The organism is Streptomyces sp. DF42, assembly GCF_058267695.1.
In genome coordinates this window covers 560553-579458 of record NZ_CM177859.1, presented here as the reverse complement: position 1 = coordinate 579458, position 18906 = coordinate 560553, and the positions used below count along the sequence as shown (strand labels likewise).

15 protein-coding genes and 5 pseudogenes are annotated in these 18906 nt (G+C 72.6%); 8 read left to right on the top strand and 12 right to left on the bottom strand.

What is annotated here, in order from left to right; all coding sequences use genetic code 11:
• Nucleotides 1-103 precede the first annotated feature (103 nt).
• Nucleotides 104-1270: a serine hydrolase domain-containing protein gene (locus ACYUED_RS02785; protein ID WP_491290720.1), complete on the bottom strand. Its 1167-nt coding sequence runs from the start codon at nt 1268-1270 to the stop codon at nt 104-106.
• A gap of 136 nt (nt 1271-1406) precedes the next feature.
• Complete coding sequence (locus ACYUED_RS02780; RefSeq protein ID WP_491290719.1) at nt 1407-2375, bottom strand: acetylxylan esterase; 969 nt, start codon at nt 2373-2375, stop codon at nt 1407-1409.
• Nucleotides 2376-2584: 209 nt separating this feature from the next.
• On the opposite strand from ACYUED_RS02780, the pseudogene ACYUED_RS02775 reads away from it, so the two are divergent.
• Nucleotides 2585-2815: pseudogene (locus tag ACYUED_RS02775) on the top strand (amidohydrolase family protein); the annotation flags it as partial.
• Between the two features lie 284 nt (nt 2816-3099).
• On the opposite strand, the pseudogene ACYUED_RS02770 reads toward ACYUED_RS02775, so the two are convergent.
• The 4 genes and pseudogenes from ACYUED_RS02770 to ACYUED_RS02755 form a co-directional block, all read right to left on the bottom strand.
• A pseudogene (locus ACYUED_RS02770) lies at nt 3100-3534 on the bottom strand (dihydrofolate reductase family protein); the annotation flags it as partial.
• Between the two features lie 128 nt (nt 3535-3662).
• Nucleotides 3663-4247 (bottom strand): Rv1733c family protein, encoded by a 585-nt coding sequence (locus ACYUED_RS02765; protein WP_491290718.1) that lies wholly within the window; start codon nt 4245-4247, stop codon nt 3663-3665.
• Between the two features lie 165 nt (nt 4248-4412).
• On the bottom strand, nt 4413-5180 hold the full coding sequence (locus tag ACYUED_RS02760) for a ferredoxin reductase (protein ID WP_491290717.1): 768 nt from the start codon (nt 5178-5180) through the stop codon (nt 4413-4415).
• The gene (locus ACYUED_RS02755; protein WP_491290716.1) at nt 5173-5778 is read right to left on the bottom strand and encodes a sulfite oxidase-like oxidoreductase; all 606 of its coding nucleotides are present in this window, start codon (nt 5776-5778) and stop codon (nt 5173-5175) included. The genes ACYUED_RS02760 and ACYUED_RS02755 overlap by 8 nt, the downstream gene beginning before the upstream one ends.
• A gap of 216 nt (nt 5779-5994) precedes the next feature.
• On the opposite strand from ACYUED_RS02755, the pseudogene ACYUED_RS02750 reads away from it, so the two are divergent.
• Together ACYUED_RS02750 and ACYUED_RS02745 are read left to right on the top strand one after the other, a co-directional pair.
• Nucleotides 5995-6132 (top strand): annotated as a pseudogene (locus ACYUED_RS02750) (NADP-dependent oxidoreductase); the annotation flags it as partial.
• A 71-nt stretch (nt 6133-6203) separates the two neighbouring features.
• On the top strand, nt 6204-6926 hold the full coding sequence (locus ACYUED_RS02745) for a GNAT family N-acetyltransferase (RefSeq protein ID WP_491290715.1): 723 nt from the start codon (nt 6204-6206) through the stop codon (nt 6924-6926).
• Between the two features lie 42 nt (nt 6927-6968).
• On the opposite strand, the pseudogene ACYUED_RS02740 reads toward ACYUED_RS02745, so the two are convergent.
• A pseudogene (locus ACYUED_RS02740) lies at nt 6969-7196 on the bottom strand (MarR family transcriptional regulator); the annotation flags it as partial.
• Between the two features lie 256 nt (nt 7197-7452).
• Between ACYUED_RS02740 and ACYUED_RS02735 the strand changes: the two are divergent.
• Nucleotides 7453-8283, top strand: coding sequence for a putative protein N(5)-glutamine methyltransferase (locus tag ACYUED_RS02735; RefSeq protein ID WP_491290714.1), 831 nt, complete (start codon nt 7453-7455; stop codon nt 8281-8283).
• Nucleotides 8284-8309: 26 nt separating this feature from the next.
• Here the strand turns inward: ACYUED_RS02735 and ACYUED_RS02730 are convergent, their stop codons facing one another.
• Both ACYUED_RS02730 and ACYUED_RS02725 read right to left on the bottom strand, forming a co-directional pair.
• Entirely contained in the window at nt 8310-8990 is a 681-nt protein-coding gene (locus tag ACYUED_RS02730) for a hypothetical protein (protein WP_491290713.1), read from the bottom strand.
• 118 nt (nt 8991-9108) lie between these two features.
• Nucleotides 9109-11175 (bottom strand): SpoIIE family protein phosphatase, encoded by a 2067-nt coding sequence (locus ACYUED_RS02725; protein ID WP_491290712.1) that lies wholly within the window; start codon nt 11173-11175, stop codon nt 9109-9111.
• Nucleotides 11176-11470: 295 nt separating this feature from the next.
• Here ACYUED_RS02725 and ACYUED_RS02720 point away from each other — a divergent pair, with 295 nt between their 5' ends.
• A complete protein-coding gene (locus ACYUED_RS02720) occupies nt 11471-12346 on the top strand; it encodes a hypothetical protein (RefSeq protein ID WP_491290711.1) in 876 nt (291 codons plus the stop codon).
• Between the two features lie 104 nt (nt 12347-12450).
• Nucleotides 12451-12819 carry a hypothetical protein gene (locus ACYUED_RS02715; RefSeq protein WP_266676650.1) on the top strand — a complete coding sequence of 123 codons (369 nt, stop codon included), beginning with the start codon at nt 12451-12453 and terminating at the stop codon, nt 12817-12819.
• Here the strand turns inward: ACYUED_RS02715 and ACYUED_RS02710 are convergent.
• Nucleotides 12761-14019, bottom strand: a pseudogene (locus ACYUED_RS02710) (M20 family metallopeptidase). The gene ACYUED_RS02715 and the pseudogene ACYUED_RS02710 overlap by 59 nt on opposite strands.
• Nucleotides 14020-14135: 116 nt before the next feature.
• On the opposite strand from ACYUED_RS02710, the gene ACYUED_RS02705 reads away from it, so the two are divergent.
• Entirely contained in the window at nt 14136-16151 is a 2016-nt protein-coding gene (locus ACYUED_RS02705) for an NADPH-dependent 2,4-dienoyl-CoA reductase (protein ID WP_491290710.1), read from the top strand.
• Nucleotides 16152-16476: 325 nt separating this feature from the next.
• Entirely contained in the window at nt 16477-17028 is a 552-nt protein-coding gene (locus ACYUED_RS02700) for a PadR family transcriptional regulator (RefSeq protein WP_491290709.1), read from the top strand.
• Between the two features lie 12 nt (nt 17029-17040).
• Here the strand turns inward: ACYUED_RS02700 and ACYUED_RS02695 are convergent, their stop codons facing one another.
• Together ACYUED_RS02695 and ACYUED_RS02690 are read right to left on the bottom strand one after the other, a co-directional pair.
• Nucleotides 17041-17601: a hypothetical protein gene (locus ACYUED_RS02695; RefSeq protein ID WP_491290708.1), complete on the bottom strand. Its 561-nt coding sequence runs from the start codon at nt 17599-17601 to the stop codon at nt 17041-17043.
• Between the two features lie 168 nt (nt 17602-17769).
• Nucleotides 17770-18801: a fibronectin type III domain-containing protein gene (locus ACYUED_RS02690; RefSeq protein ID WP_491290707.1), complete on the bottom strand. Its 1032-nt coding sequence runs from the start codon at nt 18799-18801 to the stop codon at nt 17770-17772.
• Between the last annotated feature and the right edge of the window lie 105 nt (nt 18802-18906).

Sequence of the window (18906 nt, the reverse complement as noted above, 5' to 3'; positions counted from 1 at the left end):
TAGCCGTGCGGGCTCATTGCGCCACCAGATCTAGCATTGGTCTAAACCACGAGGGAAGACCGGCCTGCGGGTTCGGCCGAAACCGGCCCGCCCCGATCGCCGCTCACAGCGCGCTGTACAGGGCGTCGACGAGGGCCATCTTCCGAGGGTCGTCCGCGATATGGGGGCCCATCCGGTTCATCACATAGCCGAGGGACACCCCCGCCTCCGGGTCGGCGAGGCCACAGGAGCCGCCGAAGCCGTCGTGTCCGAAAGCCCGCGGGTTGGGGCCGTACGAGCCGTTCGGGCCGCTCAGCCACAGGCCGAGCCCGACCTCCGTCTCGTGCTCGAAACCGGCGCCGAGCACCAGGTCCCGGCAGCTGCCCTGTCCCGCGCGCACCCGCTCGGCCGCCTCGGCGGACAGCACGCGGTGGCCGTCGTACGAACCCCGGCCCGCGAAGATCCCGTAGAGCGCGGCGACCGCCCGCGCCGTGCCGTGCCCGTTAGCGGCCGGGATCTCGGCGGCCCGCCATTCGGGTGTGTTGGCCTCGGTCGCGCCCACCAGCGGATTGGCCAGCGCCGCCAGCGCCAGGGGAGTCAACTGGCTGAAGACCGCCGCCTGTTCGCTGCTCGACGCGGCAGGCGGATGCACCAGTTCGGCCGCCCGCCCGGCCTCCTTCTCCGGCAGCCCGACGGTGAAGTCGATCCCGAGCGGCCCGGTCACCTCCCGTTCGAGGAACGCCCCCGGCAGCAGCCCCGAGATGCGCCGCACGACCTCCCCGACCAGGAAGCCGAAGGTGATCGCGTGATAGCCGGACCGTGTCCCCGGCTCCCACCAGGGCTCCGTCGCCGCGAGCCGCCGCGTCGTCAACTCCCAGTCGTAGAGCTGCTCCAGCGAGTGCGGCTCACGCGGCCCGGACAGCCCCGCCCGGTGCGACAGCAGATGGCGTACGAGGATCCTTTCCTTGCCGGCCGCGGCGAACTCGGGCCAGTACGCCGCCACCGGCGCGTCGAGGTCGAGCAGTCCCCGGTCGGAGAGGATGTGCGCGCACAGCGCGACCGGGCCCTTCGTGGTCGACCACACGTTGACGAGGGTGTCCCGTTCCCAGGGCCGGGTGCGGGCCGCGTCGGCCCATCCGCCCCACAGGTCGACCACGACCTCGCCGCCGAGGCTCACGGCGACCGCGGCACCGAGCTCGGCCCGCTCCCGGAAGTTCTCCTCCAGCGCCGTGCGCACCGCCGCGAACCGGTCGTCGCAGTAACCGTGCACCTCTGGCTCGCGCTCCGCCATGGGGTCCTCCGTCGTCCGCCCGAAACCCGGGCCGCGACGCTGCGACCCGGGCGGTCCCGAACGTACCGACTGGTCGGACTGGAGGGAAGGCCGGAGGCGGAAGAGCTTCCGGACCTCCGGCTTTGCGCGGAGCCCGTCAGGCGTACGACCGCAGCCAGTCCAGCTTGGCCGCCTCCTGGTAGGGGCCGCCGCCCTCGTGGTCGTTGAAGTCGTACACCTCGATCGTCTTGTCGTCGTGCGCCCAGGCGTTGAAGGCCGCGAAGACGGTCGACGGCGGGCAGGTCTGGTCCTCCAGGGCCGTCGAGAACAGGGCGGGAGCGCGGCCGCGGGAGGCGAAGTGCACTCCGTCGAAGTAGGACAGGGTGCGCAGGGCGTCCGTGGCCCGGCCGCGGTGGGTCTTGAGGTAGAGGCCGATCTCGCGGTACGGGTGGCGGTCCGTGCTGGTCGCGGCGCGCGGGTAGTCGCAGAGGAACGGCACGTCCGGCGCGATCGCCGTCAGGTCCGGGACGAGACCGCCCACCGCGATGGTGATGCCGCCGCCCTGGCTGGCGCCGAGGGCGACCGTGCGGGAGGCGTCGGTCAGTGGGTGCGAGCGGGCCGCCTCGACGGCACGCACCGCGTCCGTGAACACCCGGCGGTAGTAGTAGTTCTCGGGCGCGTCGATGCCGCGGGTCATGAAACCGGGGAAGGCGGGCGCGCCGCCCACCGGGTCCGCGGTGCCGCCGCCCCCGCCCCACGCGCTGCCCTGCCCGCGCGTGTCCATCACGAAGTGCGCCCGGCCGGTGGACGCCCACAGCAGATGCTCGTGCGGCAGGCCGCGCCCGCCGCCGTAGCCGACGAACTCCACGACCAGCGGTATGGGCTCCTCGGCCGCGGCGGGCAGCGTCAGCCAGCCCTTCACCGGGTGCCCGCCGAAGCCCGCGAACGTCACGTCGAACACCCGGACCGTCGTGAGGCCGGTGTCGACCGGTTCGAAACGGGCGTCCAGGTCGTGCTCGCGGGCCTCCTGGAGGGTCTTGGACCAGAACGCGTCGAAATCCCCGGGCTCGGTAGAGGCGCTGCGGTACTCGCGCAACTCGTCGAGGGGGAGGTCGAACAGGGCCATGTAGGACCGCCTTTGCCATGGGACGAAGGATTCAGGTAGGGATGATCACACCGTACGTGGATCCTCCGACGAATCGCCAGGTCTTTCCAGCCGTACCTGTCTTACGACGCGGCCCCTGTCGACAGCCGTGGATCTGCTGGTCAAGGACGCCGGAGTGCTGGTCGTGGCGGGGGACCGCGAGATCCCCGGCGGCAGGGTGGCCGTAACGAATGGTCGGGTCACCGCCGTGGCAGCCGCCGGGACCGAGCCCGCAGCGCGACGGCTCCGCCTCCACGGACCACGCCTCCCTCTGGAGGGAGACGCGCAACGCCCTCCTGCTGGGCCGCTACCGGGGCGGACCCGGCGCGATGACCGCCCGCGACGCCCTCGACCGCGCCACCCGCGGCTCGGCCCGCTGCCCCGGCCGCGCCGACGAACTGGGCCATCTGCGCCCGGGCGCCTGCGCCGACCTGGTCGTCCGGGACCTCCACGAGGTCGCCCTCGCGGGAGCGTTGAGCGATCTCTGGAGGCGTGGCTGCGCTGCGGACCCGCCCGCGCCCGGAGCACGGTGGCCGCGGGCCGGGTGCTCGTCGACCGGGGCGAGCCGGTGCTGGCCGAAGCGGTACTTGAGATGCGTGGCGAGGGGCGTGTCGACCACCCTGACGGGCTCGACGTCACGCCGCCCCGCGCCGGGGCCGTCGAAGAGCCGCAGCCCGTCTCCGAGGAGTGCGGGCACCACGTGCAGCTGCAGCTCGTCGATGAGTCCCTCCCTGAGGAACTGCCGCACCGTGCTCGCCCCGCCGGCGATGTCGACGTTCCTGCCGCCGGCGGCAGCTCTCGCCCGGTCGAGGGCGGTGTGGATGCCGTCGGTGACGAAGGCGAACACGGTGCCACCCTCCTTGACCAAGGTCGGCCGGGGGCGGTGGGTGAGCACGAAGACCGGCGTCCTGGACGGTGGGTTGTCGCCCCAGAACTCCTCACCCGCGTCGTACATCATCCGGCCCATGACCACCGCCCCCGTGGCGTCGAACCACGCGCGCATCAGCTCGGAGTCGCGGTTGTCCTCGCCGCCGGTCATGCCCTGCCGCTCCCGCCGGCTCGCCAGGTTGTGGATCCACTCGAAGAGCGGTTCGGCGCCGGTGCCTCCCGGGTTGTCGACGGAGACGTCGGTGCCGGCCATGTAGCCGTCCAGGGAGATCGCCAGGTCCGCGGTCACGGTCACGACGGGGTGCTCCTGAGGTCGTGGGATGTGCAGCCTTCAGCCTCACGTCGATCGGGAGGCGGCGCATGCGACATCCCCGTACCGGTTCACGCCTTGCGTCGTGTCCACTGCGGCTCGGTCCGCGCCCATTCCCGCTCCCACTCCACCAGCCGGCGGCCGGTGGTCACGCGGCGCACGACCGCGTTCGCGAGGAGCACCACGCCCACCGCGCCGCCCGTGGCGGTGATGCCGATGGTCACCGTGTGCTGCCAGACCGCGGTCTCGCCCGGCGGTGGGGCTACGGTCCTGCCCCGGGAGTCGAACCAGACGTCGACCGTGTCGCCGTGCTGGGTGCCCGCCGGGACGCGCGCGTTCGTGGTGTGCGTGCCGGTCACGGGATCCTTCCACCGCACCTCCACGCGGTACGAATGCTCCCGGCCACCCTCGACCGTGGGCAGCATGTCGGGGGTCCTGCCGGTGACCTCGGCCCGCACGCGGTGACGTTCGGCGCGTTCCGCCGTGGCGCTGCCCCGCGCCTCGTCATGGGCCCACCGGCCCGCGAGGGCTCCCGCCAGCGGGGCGCCCACCAACAGCAGGACGGCGACGATCAGCGCCGTCCACGCCTCCACCACGTCCGAGTGGCGCCGCAGCGGATTGCGCCGCCAGCGCCAGCCGCGCACTCGGGTTCGCATCCCGACCTCCTCGCCGTCACCGGAGCCGGAGGGGCCGTACCGTGTTTGCTTCGTATTGTCCCTCCCCACCACCTGTGCGCGCGAGTGCCCAGGAAAAGCGGATACCCAGCACGCCGCCGTGAGGACATCGGGACGTGGCCGTGAGGAGGCCGTGCCGGCCGCTCGTCAGCCGAAGCGTTCGATCCGGATCCGTTGCACGGGCTGGCCGGCCTCGACGAGCAGCCGCGAGGCGTGCTCGGCGAAGGCGTTCGAGCCGCACACATAGGCCTCCCACCCACCGGGAGGCTGCTCGGCCAGGAGCGGCGCCACATGTGCGGCCGCCATACGTCCGACGGGCACACCCGCCGGTGCGCTCCGCGTGAACACGGGCGTCGTCTCCGCGCCGAACTCCCGCGCGTAGATGAGCTCTTCGGGACTGCGCGCCGACACCACGAGCCGCAGCGGAACGTCGAGATCCCGTGCCCGGTGGTGGCGCACCATCGACATCAGCGGCACGACACCCGAGCCGGCGCCGATCAGCAGTGCGGGACGGTCGCCCGGCCAGGCGAAGAAGCCGCTCAGCGGGCCACGCACCTCGACCCGGTCGCCCGGCTCGGCCACGTCGTGGAACCAGCCCGAGACCTCGCCGCCCTCGACGTGATCCAAAGTCAGCTCGATGTGACCCGGTTCGTCGGGAGCGGACGCGATCGAATAGTGGCGCTGGGCCACATATCCGTCCTCCGCGGTCAGCCGCAGCATCAGGTGCTGGCCGGGCAGATGCCCCGCCCAGGCGGGCACCGCGAACCGGAAGGTGGAGGCGTACGCGGTCTCGCGGCGGACCTCGGTCAGCGTGGCCGTCTGCCACACCGCGGCGGTCCGGTTGCTCACGGCGATCCGGCCGGGCACGGCGAAGCGCGTCGGAGGAGTGGCCGGGGGAGTGAACGTCTCAGTCACCGGAGTACCGCTGCTCCTGCCAGGGATTGCCGCGCGCGTGGTAGCCGTTCTGCTCCCAGAAGCCCGGCTCGTCGTGGTCGAGGAGCGTCAGGCCCGCGATCCACTTGGCGCTCTTCCAGAAGTACAGATGCGGCACCAGCAGCCGGGCGGGCCCGCCGTGCTCGGGTGCGAGCGGCTGCCCGTCGTACTCCCAGGCGATCCAGGCACGCCCGCCGGTCAGATCCGTGAGCGGCAGGTTCGTGGTGTACCCGGTGTGTGAATAGGCGACGGCATGGGTGGCGGACCCATGGGGCCGCACCACGTCGAGAAAGGCGTCCAGGGACACACCCCCGAAGCGCACCCCGAACTTCGACCAACTCGTCACACAGTGGATGTCGCCCTCGTACGCCGACTCCGGCAGCGCGTGCGCCTGCTCCCAGTCCCAGGTCCGCGGCCGCTCCACGAGCCCGTCGACGCGGAAGGTCCAGTCGGCGGGCGCCAGTTCGGGCGTGACCTCCGCGGACAGAACGGGCCATTCGTCGCCCGCGTCGTACTGGCCGGGCGGCAGGCCGGGATGGTTGACGCGGGCGCGTCCGGTGAAGCCTCGGGTGACGTTCATATGGATCCAGCGGGACGGAAGTGATTGCCTGTGCATTCAACCGTACGTGCTCGTCGGCGGTGCTCGCGCCCCGGGCCGGCCCGCGATCATTCAGGGCGTAGGAAGAGTCCGGTGAGCGGGGAATAGCAGGACCTCGAACGTCCTTGCCGTCTGGTGCCGGAACCGGTGCCCCGTACAACCGGTGAGCGGCGCGGCAGCGAAGGAGAGTGGGAGCAGATGCCCAAGGCGTACGTCTTCACGCGCAACGGCGGACCGGAGGCCGAAGCCCTTGTCGACGTGGACCGGCCGAGCCCCGGCCCCGGTCAGGTGCTCGTCGCGGTGCGTGCCGCGGGCGTGAACCTCGTCGACCGGAAACGGGCCGGCGAGGCCCTGCGTGCCGTCGAGGAGGGCCATGCCCGCGGCAAGATCCTGATCGAGGTCGCGATATGAGCGACAGCACACCGCACGTCCTCGACAACCCCGCCCGCGCCGCACTGACCGGCCCGCACGCCCACTTCGCCGAGCGGCGCGGCCGGGTGCTGCGCTACCCCGTCGACGTGACGCCGTGGCTGGCGCTGCCCGAGGAGCTCGACGACGAGGACTGGGCCGACCTCGCGGCACTCGCCGGCCCCGGCGTCGAGGTCCCGCTCCTCGGATTCCGGGGCGAGCCCCCTGCGGGCTGGGAGATCACCTTCCGGATCGAGGGCGTGCAGTTCGTCGACGACGGCCTGGCCGCCGCCCCGGACCCAGAAGCCGTCGTCCTCGACCCCGCCGACGTCCCCGAGATGCTCGACCTGGTCGCGCGGACCCAGCCCGGCCCCTTCCTGCCGCGCACCATCGAACTCGGCACCTACCTGGGCATTCGCCGCGGTGGCACCCTCGTCGCCATGGCGGGGGAGCGGCTCCACCCGCCCGGCTGGACCGAGATCAGCGCCGTCTGCACCGACCCCGCCGCCCGCGGCGAGGGCCTTGCGACCCGGCTGATCCTCGCCGTCGCCCACGGCATCCGCGAGCGCGGCGAAGCGCCGTTCCTGCACACCGGGGCAGGCAACACCAACGCCATCCGCCTCTACGAGTCCCTCGGCTTCCGCCTTCGCCGCACCACGGTGTTCGGCGCGGCCCGCGTCCCCGAACACCGCGCGGACGAACGGGCGGTGGCCGTCCCCTAGCCACTCCCCGTCCCCGCGTCCCCTCGTTGACTGGTCCTCGTCCGCGGGGCGCGCCCACGCGTTGTGGCGCACGAGAGAGTCGGCGAACCGCTCCAGATCCTCGCTGGGCCAGTCCGCCGGCCGCCCGCGGAAGGCCGCTCGGCGGCTTTCGGTGACCTGGGCGAGGATCTGGCGCCCGGCGTCGGTCAGGTGCAGGACCTGGACTCGATGGTCGTCCCGGTCCAGGCGCCGCTCGATGAGCCGGGCCCGTTCGAGCGCCGACACCTGCCGGCCGCCGCGCCGGTACGCGCGGACCGTCAGGAAGCCGAGGAGGAGCAGATCGTGGAAGAGGTCGAGGAGACCGTCGCCGTATGAGCGTTGGGGTAATGTGGCTGTCCGGCTGCGGAATGTCCCGGCCTTTGCAGACCGAGGAGGTGAGACCCATTACCGCTGTGTCAGGTCGGGTGCTCTCCCCTCGAGGCGACGTGGGTCGCCGGTAGGCGACAGCGGGAGCGCCCTTCGCATCACCGAAAGGCTCTCGGCCTCCATGCCCTCACGTTCTCCTGCTTCTCCTTCCTCTCCTTCTCTGCCTTCCTCCCCGGCCACGCCCGACGTCCGTGCCCGCGTCGTCACCGAGTTGCGCGCCGCGGGCTGTGTCTTCGCGGAGGACGAGGCGGAGTTGATCCTGGCCGGCGCGCGCACCCCCGCGGAACTGGCCGCCATGGTCGACCGCCGGGTCACCGGGCTGCCTCTCGAACTCGTCGTCGGCTGGGCCGAGTTCAGGGGGCTGCGCATCGCCGTCGAACCCGGCGTCTTCGTGCCGCGCCGCCGCACCGAGTTCCTCGTCGACCAGGCCCTCGCCCAGGTTCCGGACGCCTCCGTCGTGGTGGACCTGTGCTGCGGCTCCGGCGCGGTCGGCGCTGCCCTGGCCGCCGTGCTCGGCCACGTGGAACTGCACGCCGCCGACATCGACCCGGCCGCGGTGCGCTGCGCCCGCCGCAATGTCGGCGCGGTCGGCGGCCAGGTCCACGAGGGCGACCTGTTCGCGGCGCTGCCCGGCGATCTGCGGGGCCGGATCGCCATCCTCGCGGCCAATGTGCCCTACGTCCCCACGAGCGAGGTCGGCCTGCTGCCCGCGGAAGCCCGCGACCACGAACCGCGGGTCGCGCTCGACGGCGGTGCCGACGGGCTCGACGTCCTGCGCCGGGTCGCCGCCGAGGCCCCCCGCTGGCTCGCCCCCGGCGGCTGCCTCCTGGTCGAGACGAGCGAACGGCAGGCCACCGCGGCCCTCGGCGCCTTCACCGGCAGTGGGTTGAGGGCACGTCTGGCGGTCTCCGAGGAGCTGTACGCCAACGTCGTGATCGGCGTCGGACCGTAGGACGGTCTTCGGTACCGGCAGCGGCGTCAGGTCGTGGCGCCGTTGCCCGACGGGCTCGACGACGGTGCGTGGTGGCGCCAGTCCCTGTTGCCCGGGCCCGGGAACCTGTTGTGCCGGTCGCCGCCCCGCCCCCAGTCGTCCCAGGTGCCCGAGAGCGCGCGCGTCGCGGTCCTGGTGCCGTCGTCGGAGCGGGTGCCGACGAGGAGCGCCGTCTCGCCCTTCTTGAGGTCGCCGGCGCCGGAACCCTTCGTACCGTCCCGGAACACGGTGGTGTCGGCGTTCACGGTCCATGTCCACGCGGCGCCGTCGTCGCTCTTGACGGTGACCTGGTCGCCCGCGACCTTCTCGACGGTGCCGCGCTGCCAGGTCCGTACGATCCACTTGCCCGTGTCCTGGTCCTTGACCGTCGCCTCGCCGTGCACCCCCATGCCGCCGACGCCGAACCCGAACCGGGGGCCCCCACCGTGCCGGCCGCCCGGCCCGTCCGGTGACGGTGACGCGGACCCGGACGCGGAGGGCGTGGCGCCCTGGCCCGAGCCGCCCGCGGTGGCGGCGTAGGCGACGGTGCCGCCGAGGGCGAGGACGACGACCGTGGCCGCCGCGATCACGGCGCGCGACCGGCGGGACCGCCGCCGCCAGAGCCCCGGCTCGTGGTCCGCCACGCCCGGACCCGTCATCACTTCCCAGTCGTCCGATTCGTGCGTCACCGCTAGCTCCCATCGGCCACGGCACCGGCATCCCTATGCCACGCCTTACTGCGATTGTCGGGTGTGGACGATAAGGAGCACGTAATCAATACCTGTGAGAACCGGGCGTCCCGGATGATCAGCCCGTTTTCTGCACCCGCGCGATGAGAAGCGCCACGTCGTCGGAGTTGTCGGGCTGGTGCAGGGTGCGCAGCAGGAGGTCGCAGACCTCCTCCAGGGGGCGGTCGGGGCCTTCGAGGAGGGCCAGGAGTGCGTCAAGGCGCTCGTCGAGGGGATGCTGCCGGGTTTCCACCAGGCCGTCGGTGTAGAACACGAGGCGGTCACCGGGTTCCAGGTCGACCGTGGTGGTCGAGAAGGCGACCCCGCCCACGCCCAGCGGCACCCCGGTGGGCAGGTCCAGCAGTTCCGGGGGACGCCCGGCGCGCAGCCTGGCCGGCGGCAGGTGCCCCGCGTTGGCGATCCGGCACTGCCGCAGCTCGGGGTCGTGGACGGCGTACACGCAGGTGGCGATGGAGTGGTCCAGGCCGTCGGTGATCCTGTCGAGGTGTTCCAGGAGCCGAGCCGGATCGAGGTCGAGGGAGGCGAGGGTGTTGGTCGCCGTGCGCAGCCGGCCCATCGTCGCGGCGGCGTTGATGCCGCTGCCCATCACGTCGCCCACCACCAGGGCCGTCTTGCCGTCGTCCAGGGGGATCACGTCGAACCAGTCACCGCCGACCTCGGCGGTGGCGCCCGCGGGCTGGTAGCGGGAGGCGACCTCCAGGCCGCCGGTCACGGACGGGTGGCTGGGCAGCAGGCTGCGCTGGAGGGTGAGGGCGGTGTCGCGGGCGTTCTGGTACCAGCGGGCGTTGTCGATCTGCACCGCGGCGCGGGCCGCCAGCTCGCGGGCGAGCAGCAGGTCGTCCTCGCTGAACGGGAGCGGGTTGCGCGTGCGCTTGAGGTCGAGGGCGCCGAGCACCTCGCCCCGGGCGATCAGCGGCACGGCCAGATAGGAGTGGACGCCCGCACGGGCCAGTAGGTCCGCAGCCTCGGGCGAGCGGGCGATACGGGGCAGGTCCGTGGCCTCGACCTGCGTCACCATGACCGGCCGGCCGGTGCGCACGCACTCGGTGACGAGGCGGTCGGAACCGTACCGGGCCACCTTCCCGGGCGGGTCGGCAGCCCGCAGCGCCTCCGGGGCACCCTCCGCCTGCACGGCCAGGGCCCGGAACACCGCCGGCTCAGCGGGGCCCAGGCTGCTGCGCCTGCCCGCCACCACCGCGTCCAGCAGATCGACGGCGGCGATGTCGGCGAGCTCCGGCACGGCGACGTCGGCCAGTTCGCGGGCGGTGCGGTCCAGCTCCAGGGTGGTGCCGATGCGGGCGGAGGCGTCCGCGATGACCTGGAGTCGCCGCCGCGCGGCCTCCGCCTCCACGCTCGCCCGGTGCTGTTCGGTGACGTCCACGACCGAACCGGCCAGGCCCAGGACCGTCCCGACCGCGTCGTCCAGGCGGTACAGCGAGATCGACCAGGCGCGCTCGTCGTCCGGGTCGGGCGAGGTGCGGCCGACGGCCTGCTGGTCGACCAGGGGGCGTCCGGTCCGGAGCACCTCCTGCGCGGCCGCCTCCAGGGCGTCGACGTCGAGATGCGGCAGGACCTCGCGGATCGAGCGGCCGATGTGGTCCTCGGCCGACAGCCCGTTGATCTCCTCCAGTGCCGGGTTGACCGAGACGTACCGCAGATCGGTGTCCAGGACGGCCAGCCCGATGGGGGACTGGGCGATCATCCGGGTGGACAGGGCCACGTCCCGCTCCAGCCGCCGTACGGTCGACCGGTCGGCGCACAGACCCAGCGCGTAGACGTCGCCGTGGTCGTCCATCAGCCGCATGTTGCGGAACTCCACGAGACGCGTGGTGCCGTCCTTGCGCCGGATGGGGAAGGCCCCGGCCCAGCTCTGGCCGGTGACCATGACGTCGGCGAACAGCTTGACCACCAGGTCGAGGTGCTGTTCGTGCACCATGATGTGGGCCGCGTACTCGCCGAGGGCCTCTTGGGCCGGATAGCCGAACAGCTCCTCGGCCTGCGGGCTCCACAGCACGATGTGTCCCTCGGCATCCAGGACCACCGAGGCGACGCGGAGCACGTCGAGCAGCCCGCTCGGCCGCACCGACTCCTCGCCGTCGGCCACCGGAAACCCAGGTGCACTCATTCCACGCACCGCCTTCGCCCGCTCACGCGGCACGCCGTCCCCTGTGCCGACTCCCCTGTTCTACCGCGCTCAACCGTCCCTGTGACGACCCCGTCGCCCACCTCCACCATCCCTCAACACGGCCAGGGCCTTCCCGCCGCCGGAACCGTGACGACACTACCCGGGGCGGAGCGTCGCCGAGCCGAAAGCCTCCGTTGGTGAATTGGTCTGTACATGACCACCTGGTCGCGCCAGACTGTCGCACTGTTCCGCCCTGTTCGGCCGAGCATGCCCACCCCCACGGAGGAGCCCTCCCATGCCCCTGCGCGCCCGGCAACGTTGTCAGGTGGCCCTGGCCGCGGCCGTCGTCCTCGCCACCGCCGCCGTCCTGTCCGCCGCCCCGCCCGCGTCGGCCGCCGACACCTGGACCGAAGTGGGCTCCGACCGCGCCGATCCGCTGACCGAGAGCCAGGGGCTGACCTCGATCGAGGTCCCGGCCGGGCGCCCCAACCACTACACCGGCATCGGCACCATCCCCGCCGACGTCAGCCGCCGGGGCTGGGACCATGTCGGCGACCCCGACGCCTCCTACAACGGCTACTACGTCGAGCCGTACCAGGCCGACTCGGGCAACGCGAAGATGTTCCGCGTGCAGGCGCCGGACGGCACCTGGTCCGAATACGTCCACACCCTCAGCCCCGGCGAGGCTCTCAACAACTCCTGGGTCGCGATCTCGCCCGGCGGCCCGTGGATGCTGGCGGGCGAGTACGGCACCATGAGCCGCCTGCTGGTCCTCCCCACGCCGGGCGCCAACGCGAGCACTTCCCCCTCCGCGAACCTCCCGCAGGCCTCCACCGTCAACCTCGATCACGCGGTACGCGACGTGCAGGGCTGCGACTTCTCCGGCCCGACCACGCTCCTGTGCTCCTCCGACGACCCGGAGGGCTCTCTGTTCGGCGTGACCAGGCCACTGCTGCAGATCGACCTGTCCGCCGAACCCAACGGCACCTCGGACGTCTTCGGCCATGTCACGGCCCTGCGGCAGCTTCCGCTGCGCAGCTCCTGCTCCGGCACGTTCGAGGTGGAGGGCGTCGACTACGACCGCCGCGACGCCACCCTGCGCGTGATCGTCGTGTCGCCGGGCTTCTGCGTGCTGACGGACAGCAAGACGTACCGCTTCACACGGAGCTGAGCCTCTCGCTGGTCTGCCCCGGACAGTGGTGCTTTTCTGGGGATGTGGCGCGGTTCGCGGGGAACCCGCACGGCCGCGCCACCGCCACGAGAGGAGCGATCACGATGGACCGTGTGCGACCGCACGAGGAGCCCGTAGCGCTCGAGATCAGCGGATGCAGCAAGGAGGACGCCCGGATCGTCTTCGACACGCTGTGCGCGTGCTTCGAGTCCGACCGTGGCCCCGACGAGGTGCCGCAGCAGCTCCACGAGACCCGTCCGATGGTGTGGCTCGGCACCTTCGAGGTCACCGACGCCCACGAGTGCCCGGCTCCCGCCCGGCTCTCGTCCTCGGTCGAGGTCGACGCCCAGGGCGGCTACTGGGCGATCGAGCGCCTGCGGACCACGCTGGACCCCCTGTTCTCGGTGCGTGACCTCACCTCGGCCTCGGGCGACCAGGAGCGGGAACTGCACGTACGCCTGGAAAGCCGCTGACCGGGCGACCTGACCCGGAAACGGGCTCCGGCGGCAGGGCCCGGCCGGTCAGCAGGTCGAGCACCGCACGCCGGTAGACGGCGTGGACCGCGGGCAGGTCCGCGAGACGGGCGCGTTCGTCCGCGCCGTGCAGGCCTTCGTAGGGGACGCCGAATCCCGCCGTGGCCGGGATGCCCTCGCTCGCCAGCAGGTTGCCGATGTTCGACGGGCCCGCGGTCTTCGCCCGCACCGTGAGCCCCTCGGCGGCGGCAGCCTCCAGCAGCGCGGCGGCCGGCTGCTCGTCCTCGGCGAGACGGAAAGGCGGCCACACCGCCACCTCGGTGATGCCGGTCGGCCGGGGAGCGGGCAGCCGCCGGTCCAGCTCGGCCGCCGCGGCGCGGACCAGCTCCTCGGCCGCGCGGGCGTCGAAGTCAGGGGTGGTGCGGACGTCGACGCCCAGCTCGCACAGGTCGGGGACCACCGAGAAGCCCTCGCCGCCGTGGCAGTAGGTCACCGTCAACCTCGGTGGAAGCGGGAACTCCCCCTCGGCGTCCGGGAGTTCGGTCTCCTCCAGTAGCTGCACGAGCCGCGCCGCACGGGAGACCGCTCCGACCGTCGTACGCCTCGATCCCGAGTGGCCGGAGGCCGCGTGCACCGCGATCGTGGCCCGCCACAGCCCCCGCCCGCCGACCACCACCTCCTGCGGCCCGGGATAGCCGATCATCACCCCGGCCGGGCGTACGGCGTCCGGGTCCGCGAGGTAGGCCCGCGCACCCCCGAAGCCACCGGTGTGCTCGTCGACGTCCAGCAGGACCGCGAGCCCGCCGCGCAGGTCCGCGGCCCGGCCACGCAGCTCCGCCGCGATCCGGCAGAACATCGCCGCCGCCAGCTTGGAGTCGGCCGCTCCCCGCCCACGCAGCCACCCGTCCACCACGTCACCGCGGTCCGGCGGGAACGACCAGGCGCCTTCGTCGCCGTACGGGGCGGTGTCCACGCAGGCGTCGAGTGCCACCAGGGCCCCGGCCGGCCGCCCGCGACCTCCACCAGCAGTGCGACCGGCCGGCCGGCGCCGTCGTGGAGGCGTCGACGCGGCAGGTCACGTGCTCCGAGCCAGTCCTCCAGGACGCCGAGGACCGGCTCGTAGTCGTCGATCCCGGCCCGGCTCGGGCGGCGGATCAACTCCTGGGCGAGCGCGACCACCTCGGCGTCTTCGGGGCTCATGAGGCCACTGTGCCCCCGGGTGGCCCGAGTCACCCCCTCCCGCTTGTGCAACTAGTTGCAAAACATGGTCGGGGTCCTCTACAACAGAGGCACCACACCGTGCACGGAGGACCCCGATGAGCCGTTACCCGCACCTGCTGAACCCGCTCGACCTGGGCTTCACCACGCTGCCCAACCGGGTCCTCATGGGCTCCATGCACGTCGGTCTCGAGGAGGCCGAGCGCGGCTTCGAGCGCATGGCGGAGTTCTACGCCGCCCGGGCACGCGGGGGAGTGGGCCTCATCGTCACCGGCGGCATCGCGCCCAACGACGCCGGGCGGCCGTACGAGGGCGGTGCGAAGCTCACCACCGACGCGGAGGCCGAGCAGCACCGGCAGATCACCGACGCCGTGCACCGCGAGGGCGGCCGGATCGCGATGCAGATCCTGCACTTCGGCCGGTACGCCTACCACCAGGACCTCGTCGCCCCGAGCCCCCTCCAGGCCCCGATCAGCCCCTTCCCGCCCCGCGAGCTCACCGACGCCGAGGTCGAGCAGACGATCGACGACTACGCCCGCGCCGCCCGCCTGGCCCGGCAGGCCGGCTACGACGGCGTCGAGATCATGGGCTCCGAGGGCTACCTCATCAACGAGTTCATCGCCGCGCAGACCAACCAGCGCTCCGACCGCTGGGGCGGCTCGTACGAGAACCGCATGCGCTTCCCCGTCGAGATCGTCCGCCGCGTCCGTGAGGCCGTCGGCGAGGACTTCATCATCGTCTACCGCCTGTCCATGCTGGACCTGGTCCCGGGCGGCTCCACCCTCGACGAGGTGGTCACGCTGGCCAAGGCCGTCGAGGCGTCCGGCGCGACGATCATCAACACCGGCATCGGCTGGCACGAGGCCCGCATCCCCACCATCGCGACCTCCGTGCCGCGCGGCGCCTACACCTGGGTCACGAAGAAGCTCATGGGCGCGGTATCGGTCCCGCTCGTCACCACCAACCGCATCAACACCCCCGAACTGGCCGAGGAGTTGCTCGCCGGCGGGTACGCGGACATGGTCTCCATGGCCCGCCCGATGCTCGCCGACCCGGACTTCGTCGCCAAGGCCGCGGACGGGAAGCCGGAGGCCATCAACACCTGCATCGGCTGCAACCAGGCCTGCCTCGACCACACCTTCAGCGGCAAGATCACCTCCTGCCTGGTCAACCCGCGCGCCTGCCACGAGACCGAGTTGGTCCTCTCCCCGACCCGGCTGCGCAAGCGCGTCGCCGTGGTCGGCGCGGGACCGGCCGGACTGGCCTGCGCGGTGTCGGCGGCCGAGCGCGGCCACGAGGTCACCCTGTACGACGCCGCGAGCGAGATCGGCGGCCAGCTCAACGTCGCGCGCAGGGTTCCCGGCAAGCAGGAGTTCGACGAGACCGTCCGCTACTTCCGCCACCAGCTCGACGCGCACGGAGTGGACGTACGCCTCAACACGCCTGTGACAGCAGGGGACTTGGCGGACCACGACGAAGTCGTCGTCGCCACCGGCGTCACCCCGCGCACCCCGGACATCCCGGGCGTCGACCACCCGAGCGTCGTCGGCTACCTCGACGTCCTGCGCGACAACGTACCGGTCGGCGACCGCGTCGCCATTCTCGGCGCGGGCGGCATCGGCTTCGACGTCGCCGAGTTCCTCACCGACGGCGGGGACAAGGCGAGCGAGGACCCCGAGACGTACTTCCGCCAGTGGGGCGTCGACATGGACTACAGCGCGCCCGGCGGACTCGCCGCTCCCGAGCGTCCCGCGCCGCCGCGCACCGTGCACCTCCTGCAGCGCAAGCCCACCAAGGTCGGCGCGGGCCTCGGCAAGACCACCGGCTGGATCCACCGCACCGAGCTCAAGCACCGCGGTGTGACCATGGTCCCGGGCGTCCGCTACGACCGTATCGACGACGCCGGACTGCACGTCACCGTCGGCGAGGAGAGCACGATCCTGGCCGTCGACACGATCGTGCTGTGCACCGGACAGGAGCCGCGCCGCGGCCTGTACGAGGAGCTGGTCGCCGCGGGCCGCAGCGTGCACCTCATCGGCGGCGCCGACGTGGCCGCCGAACTGGACGCCAAACGGGCCATCAAGCAGGGCACGGAGATCGCGGCCGCCCTTTAGGGCCTGTTGCGAACCTGGCGTCTGCCGCGCGACGCCCGGCGCGCTCCCCACTGCCTCAAGGGCGTGGGAGGTGCCCCACTCGCCGCACCGCCCGAGAGCCCGAGTACGCCCAGTACGAGGGCTTCCGGACGGGGCTCCCCCAGCCTCCGGACGGGGCTCCCCCCAGCTTCCGGACGGGGCTCCCCCCAGCCTCCGGCCGGGGGGAGCCCCGGAGCACGCACCGACGGTGACACCAGCCGCTGCCGCGGCGGGCGCGCTGCCGCCCTTCGGGCGACGGCGCCACTTTCGCAACAGGCCCTCTGGCCGCCGTCCCTAGGATGACTCCATGTCCCTCCCGCACGCGATCCTCACCGCCCTGCTCGAAAGGCCGTCCTCGGGGCTGGAGCTGACCCGCAGGTTCGACAGGTCGATCGGTTACTTCTGGTCGGCGACGCACCAGCAGATCTATCGCGAGCTGGGCAAACTGGAGGCCGAGGGCCACATCCGGGCCCTGCCGTCCAGCCAGCCGGCCCAGGGGCAGAAGAAGAGCTACGAGGTCCTGCCGGCGGGCCGTGCCGAACTGGCCCGCTGGACCGCCGCGTCCCAGGACCCCAAGCCGCACCGCGATGTGATGCTGCTGCGGCTGCGCGCGGCGGCCGTGGTGGGCACGGACGGTCTGGAGACCGACCTGCGCCGTCATCTGGAGCTGCACCGGCTGCAGTTGGCCGAGTACCAGGAGATCGAGAAGCGCGACTTCCCGCCCGGCAAGGACGCCGCCCAGGACCGGCTGCGGCATCTCGTGCTGCGGGCGGGCATCGACCTGGAGACCTTCTGGACGCAGTGGCTCACGCACGCCCTGGAGGAGTTCACCGAACTCCCCGGTTCCGGGACGGCGTGAGCGCGGCCGCCCTCAGAGGCGGTTCGGCTTGGCGCGGCGGCGCAGGTACCAGCCCGTCGCGATGACGCCCGTGCCCACCAGGGCGGCACCCACTCCGAGCGTGACCGGGCCGTAGTCCTTGACGGCGCCTCCCAGCCCGCCCATCACGCCGAGCGAGGGCGAGGGCGAGGGCTTGGCCGTAGCGGAGATGGTGGGGGTGGAGGCGGGGGCGACGATGACCGACTGGGTGCCCGCGGTGCTGTTGTTGAACGAGCACATGACCACCACCGTGTAGGTGCCCGGGCTCACGTTCGACCAGGCCGCCGACTGCAGCGCGGTGGTCCCGGACAGGGACACCTGCCGTCCCTGGGCGAAGTTCGTCTGACTGCTGTTGAGCAGCGAGGCGGTGCCCCAGCTGCCACTGCTGGTGGTCCGGGAGCAGGTGCTGGTCGTCACCGAGACCGTGGTCCCGCTGGTGCTCACCGAGATCCCCGCCCCCTGCGCCGCGGCCGGCACGGCGGCGAGGGCGACGGGGAGCGCGGCGGCGGCTGCCGCGGTCAGGGCGGAGCGGAGGAGTAGCTGGGAGTTGCGCATTGGTCTGCCCTCCGACGGCACGGTTGGCGGTACATCCCTTGCGCCGCCGAGGGTCGGGAATCGCCCGTGCTGCCTCAGGGGCAGCCAACGTCCCCACGGCCCGCTCCGCATGCGGACGGCCCCCGGGCAGGTGACGGATTCCTTCGTCCGGCCCATGCGGGAGCGCCGTCACGGCCGGGAGCCGCCGCCCGCCCCGGTCGTCACGCTCCGCTGCGCCGAGTAGCCGCCCCAGCTGCCGTCGGGCAGCCTCGCCCTGATCCGCAGACGGTGCGTCACGCCGGCTTCCCGGCCGACGTAGAACGAGTACGACGCCCGGTCGCGCGGTGCGTCCCCGCCATAGACCAAGGAGGTGGCCGTCCGGCCGTCGAGGCGGACCTGGTATTCCGTGACCACGCCGTCCGTGCGCGGCGGGATCCAGCGGAGGTCGAGGTAGTACGCCCCGTCGGCGCGGTGGCTCGTCGCACCGAAGGCGGTGGGCGCCGTGTTCCGCCCGTCATCGGAACCGGGGGTGCTGAGGCGGACGGTGCGGCTGGGAGACGAGACGTTGTCGGCCGCGTCGCGGGCCCGCACGGTGAAGGCGTACCGGGTGCCCGGCCGCAGCCCCGTGACCACGGTCGCCGTCTGCGCCCCGCCGACGCTGTGGATCTTGGAGGTGCCCTGCTGGATGTCGTACGACAGCACGGCCCGGTCGTCGGTCGACGCGGACCAGGACAGCTCGACGGCCCTGCTTCCGACCACCCGGCCCCGCGCCCTCCCCGGACGGGTGGGCGCCGTGTCGTCCGCCGCCGCGGCCGCGGGAGTCGTCGCCCGCACCGGACGGCCCGGCGGTCCGAGCCGGCCCTCGGTGTTCCGCGCCCGCACGGTGAAGACGTACACGGTGGAAGGTCTGAGCCGGACGACGTCCACCATGTGCTCGGAGCCGGGCACCTCCTCGACCTTCGTGGTGCCGCGATACACCTCGTAGAGGCTGACGCGAGGGTTCGCTGACACGGCGTTCCACATCACGTGCACACTCGACGAGCTGCCCGCCGCCGCGGTCACGCCCGAGGGCGCGCCCGGCGCCCGGCCGTCATCGCCGCCCGCGCTCCCGTTCGCGCTGTCGCTTCCATCGCAGGCGCCGACCAAGGCCAGGGCCGCACAGAGGACGAGGGACCGGTACACGAGAACGGAGCGGTACACGAGAACGGTGTCGCGACGCACGGCTCTGCCTCCCGGACGGCACTGCGGCAATGGTCCGTACCAATATGGGCTCCTGGCGTGGCCGCATCAAGAGGGTGGTGTTCGGTGCCGCCCCGCAGGCGGCTG

Bases quoted from the DNA above. Each gene is read 5' to 3' on its own strand.
- ACYUED_RS02785 (WP_491290720.1), bottom strand. From the start codon at position 1,270: ATGGCGGAGCGCGAGCCAGAGGTGCACGGTTACTGCGACGACCGGTTC.
- ACYUED_RS02780 (WP_491290719.1), bottom strand. From the start codon at position 2,375: ATGGCCCTGTTCGACCTCCCCCTCGACGAGTTGCGCGAGTACCGCAGC.
- ACYUED_RS02765 (WP_491290718.1), bottom strand. From the start codon at position 4,247: ATGCGAACCCGAGTGCGCGGCTGGCGCTGGCGGCGCAATCCGCTGCGG.
- ACYUED_RS02755 (WP_491290716.1), bottom strand. From the start codon at position 5,778: ATGAACGTCACCCGAGGCTTCACCGGACGCGCCCGCGTCAACCATCCC.
- ACYUED_RS02745 (WP_491290715.1), top strand. From the start codon at position 6,204: ATGAGCGACAGCACACCGCACGTCCTCGACAACCCCGCCCGCGCCGCA.
- ACYUED_RS02735 (WP_491290714.1), top strand. From the start codon at position 7,453: ATGCCCTCACGTTCTCCTGCTTCTCCTTCCTCTCCTTCTCTGCCTTCC.
- ACYUED_RS02725 (WP_491290712.1), bottom strand. From the start codon at position 11,175: ATGAGTGCACCTGGGTTTCCGGTGGCCGACGGCGAGGAGTCGGTGCGG.
- ACYUED_RS02720 (WP_491290711.1), top strand. From the start codon at position 11,471: ATGCCCCTGCGCGCCCGGCAACGTTGTCAGGTGGCCCTGGCCGCGGCC.
- ACYUED_RS02715 (WP_266676650.1), top strand. From the start codon at position 12,451: ATGGACCGTGTGCGACCGCACGAGGAGCCCGTAGCGCTCGAGATCAGC.
- ACYUED_RS02705 (WP_491290710.1), top strand. From the start codon at position 14,136: ATGAGCCGTTACCCGCACCTGCTGAACCCGCTCGACCTGGGCTTCACC.
- ACYUED_RS02700 (WP_491290709.1), top strand. From the start codon at position 16,477: ATGTCCCTCCCGCACGCGATCCTCACCGCCCTGCTCGAAAGGCCGTCC.
- ACYUED_RS02695 (WP_491290708.1), bottom strand. From the start codon at position 17,601: ATGCGCAACTCCCAGCTACTCCTCCGCTCCGCCCTGACCGCGGCAGCC.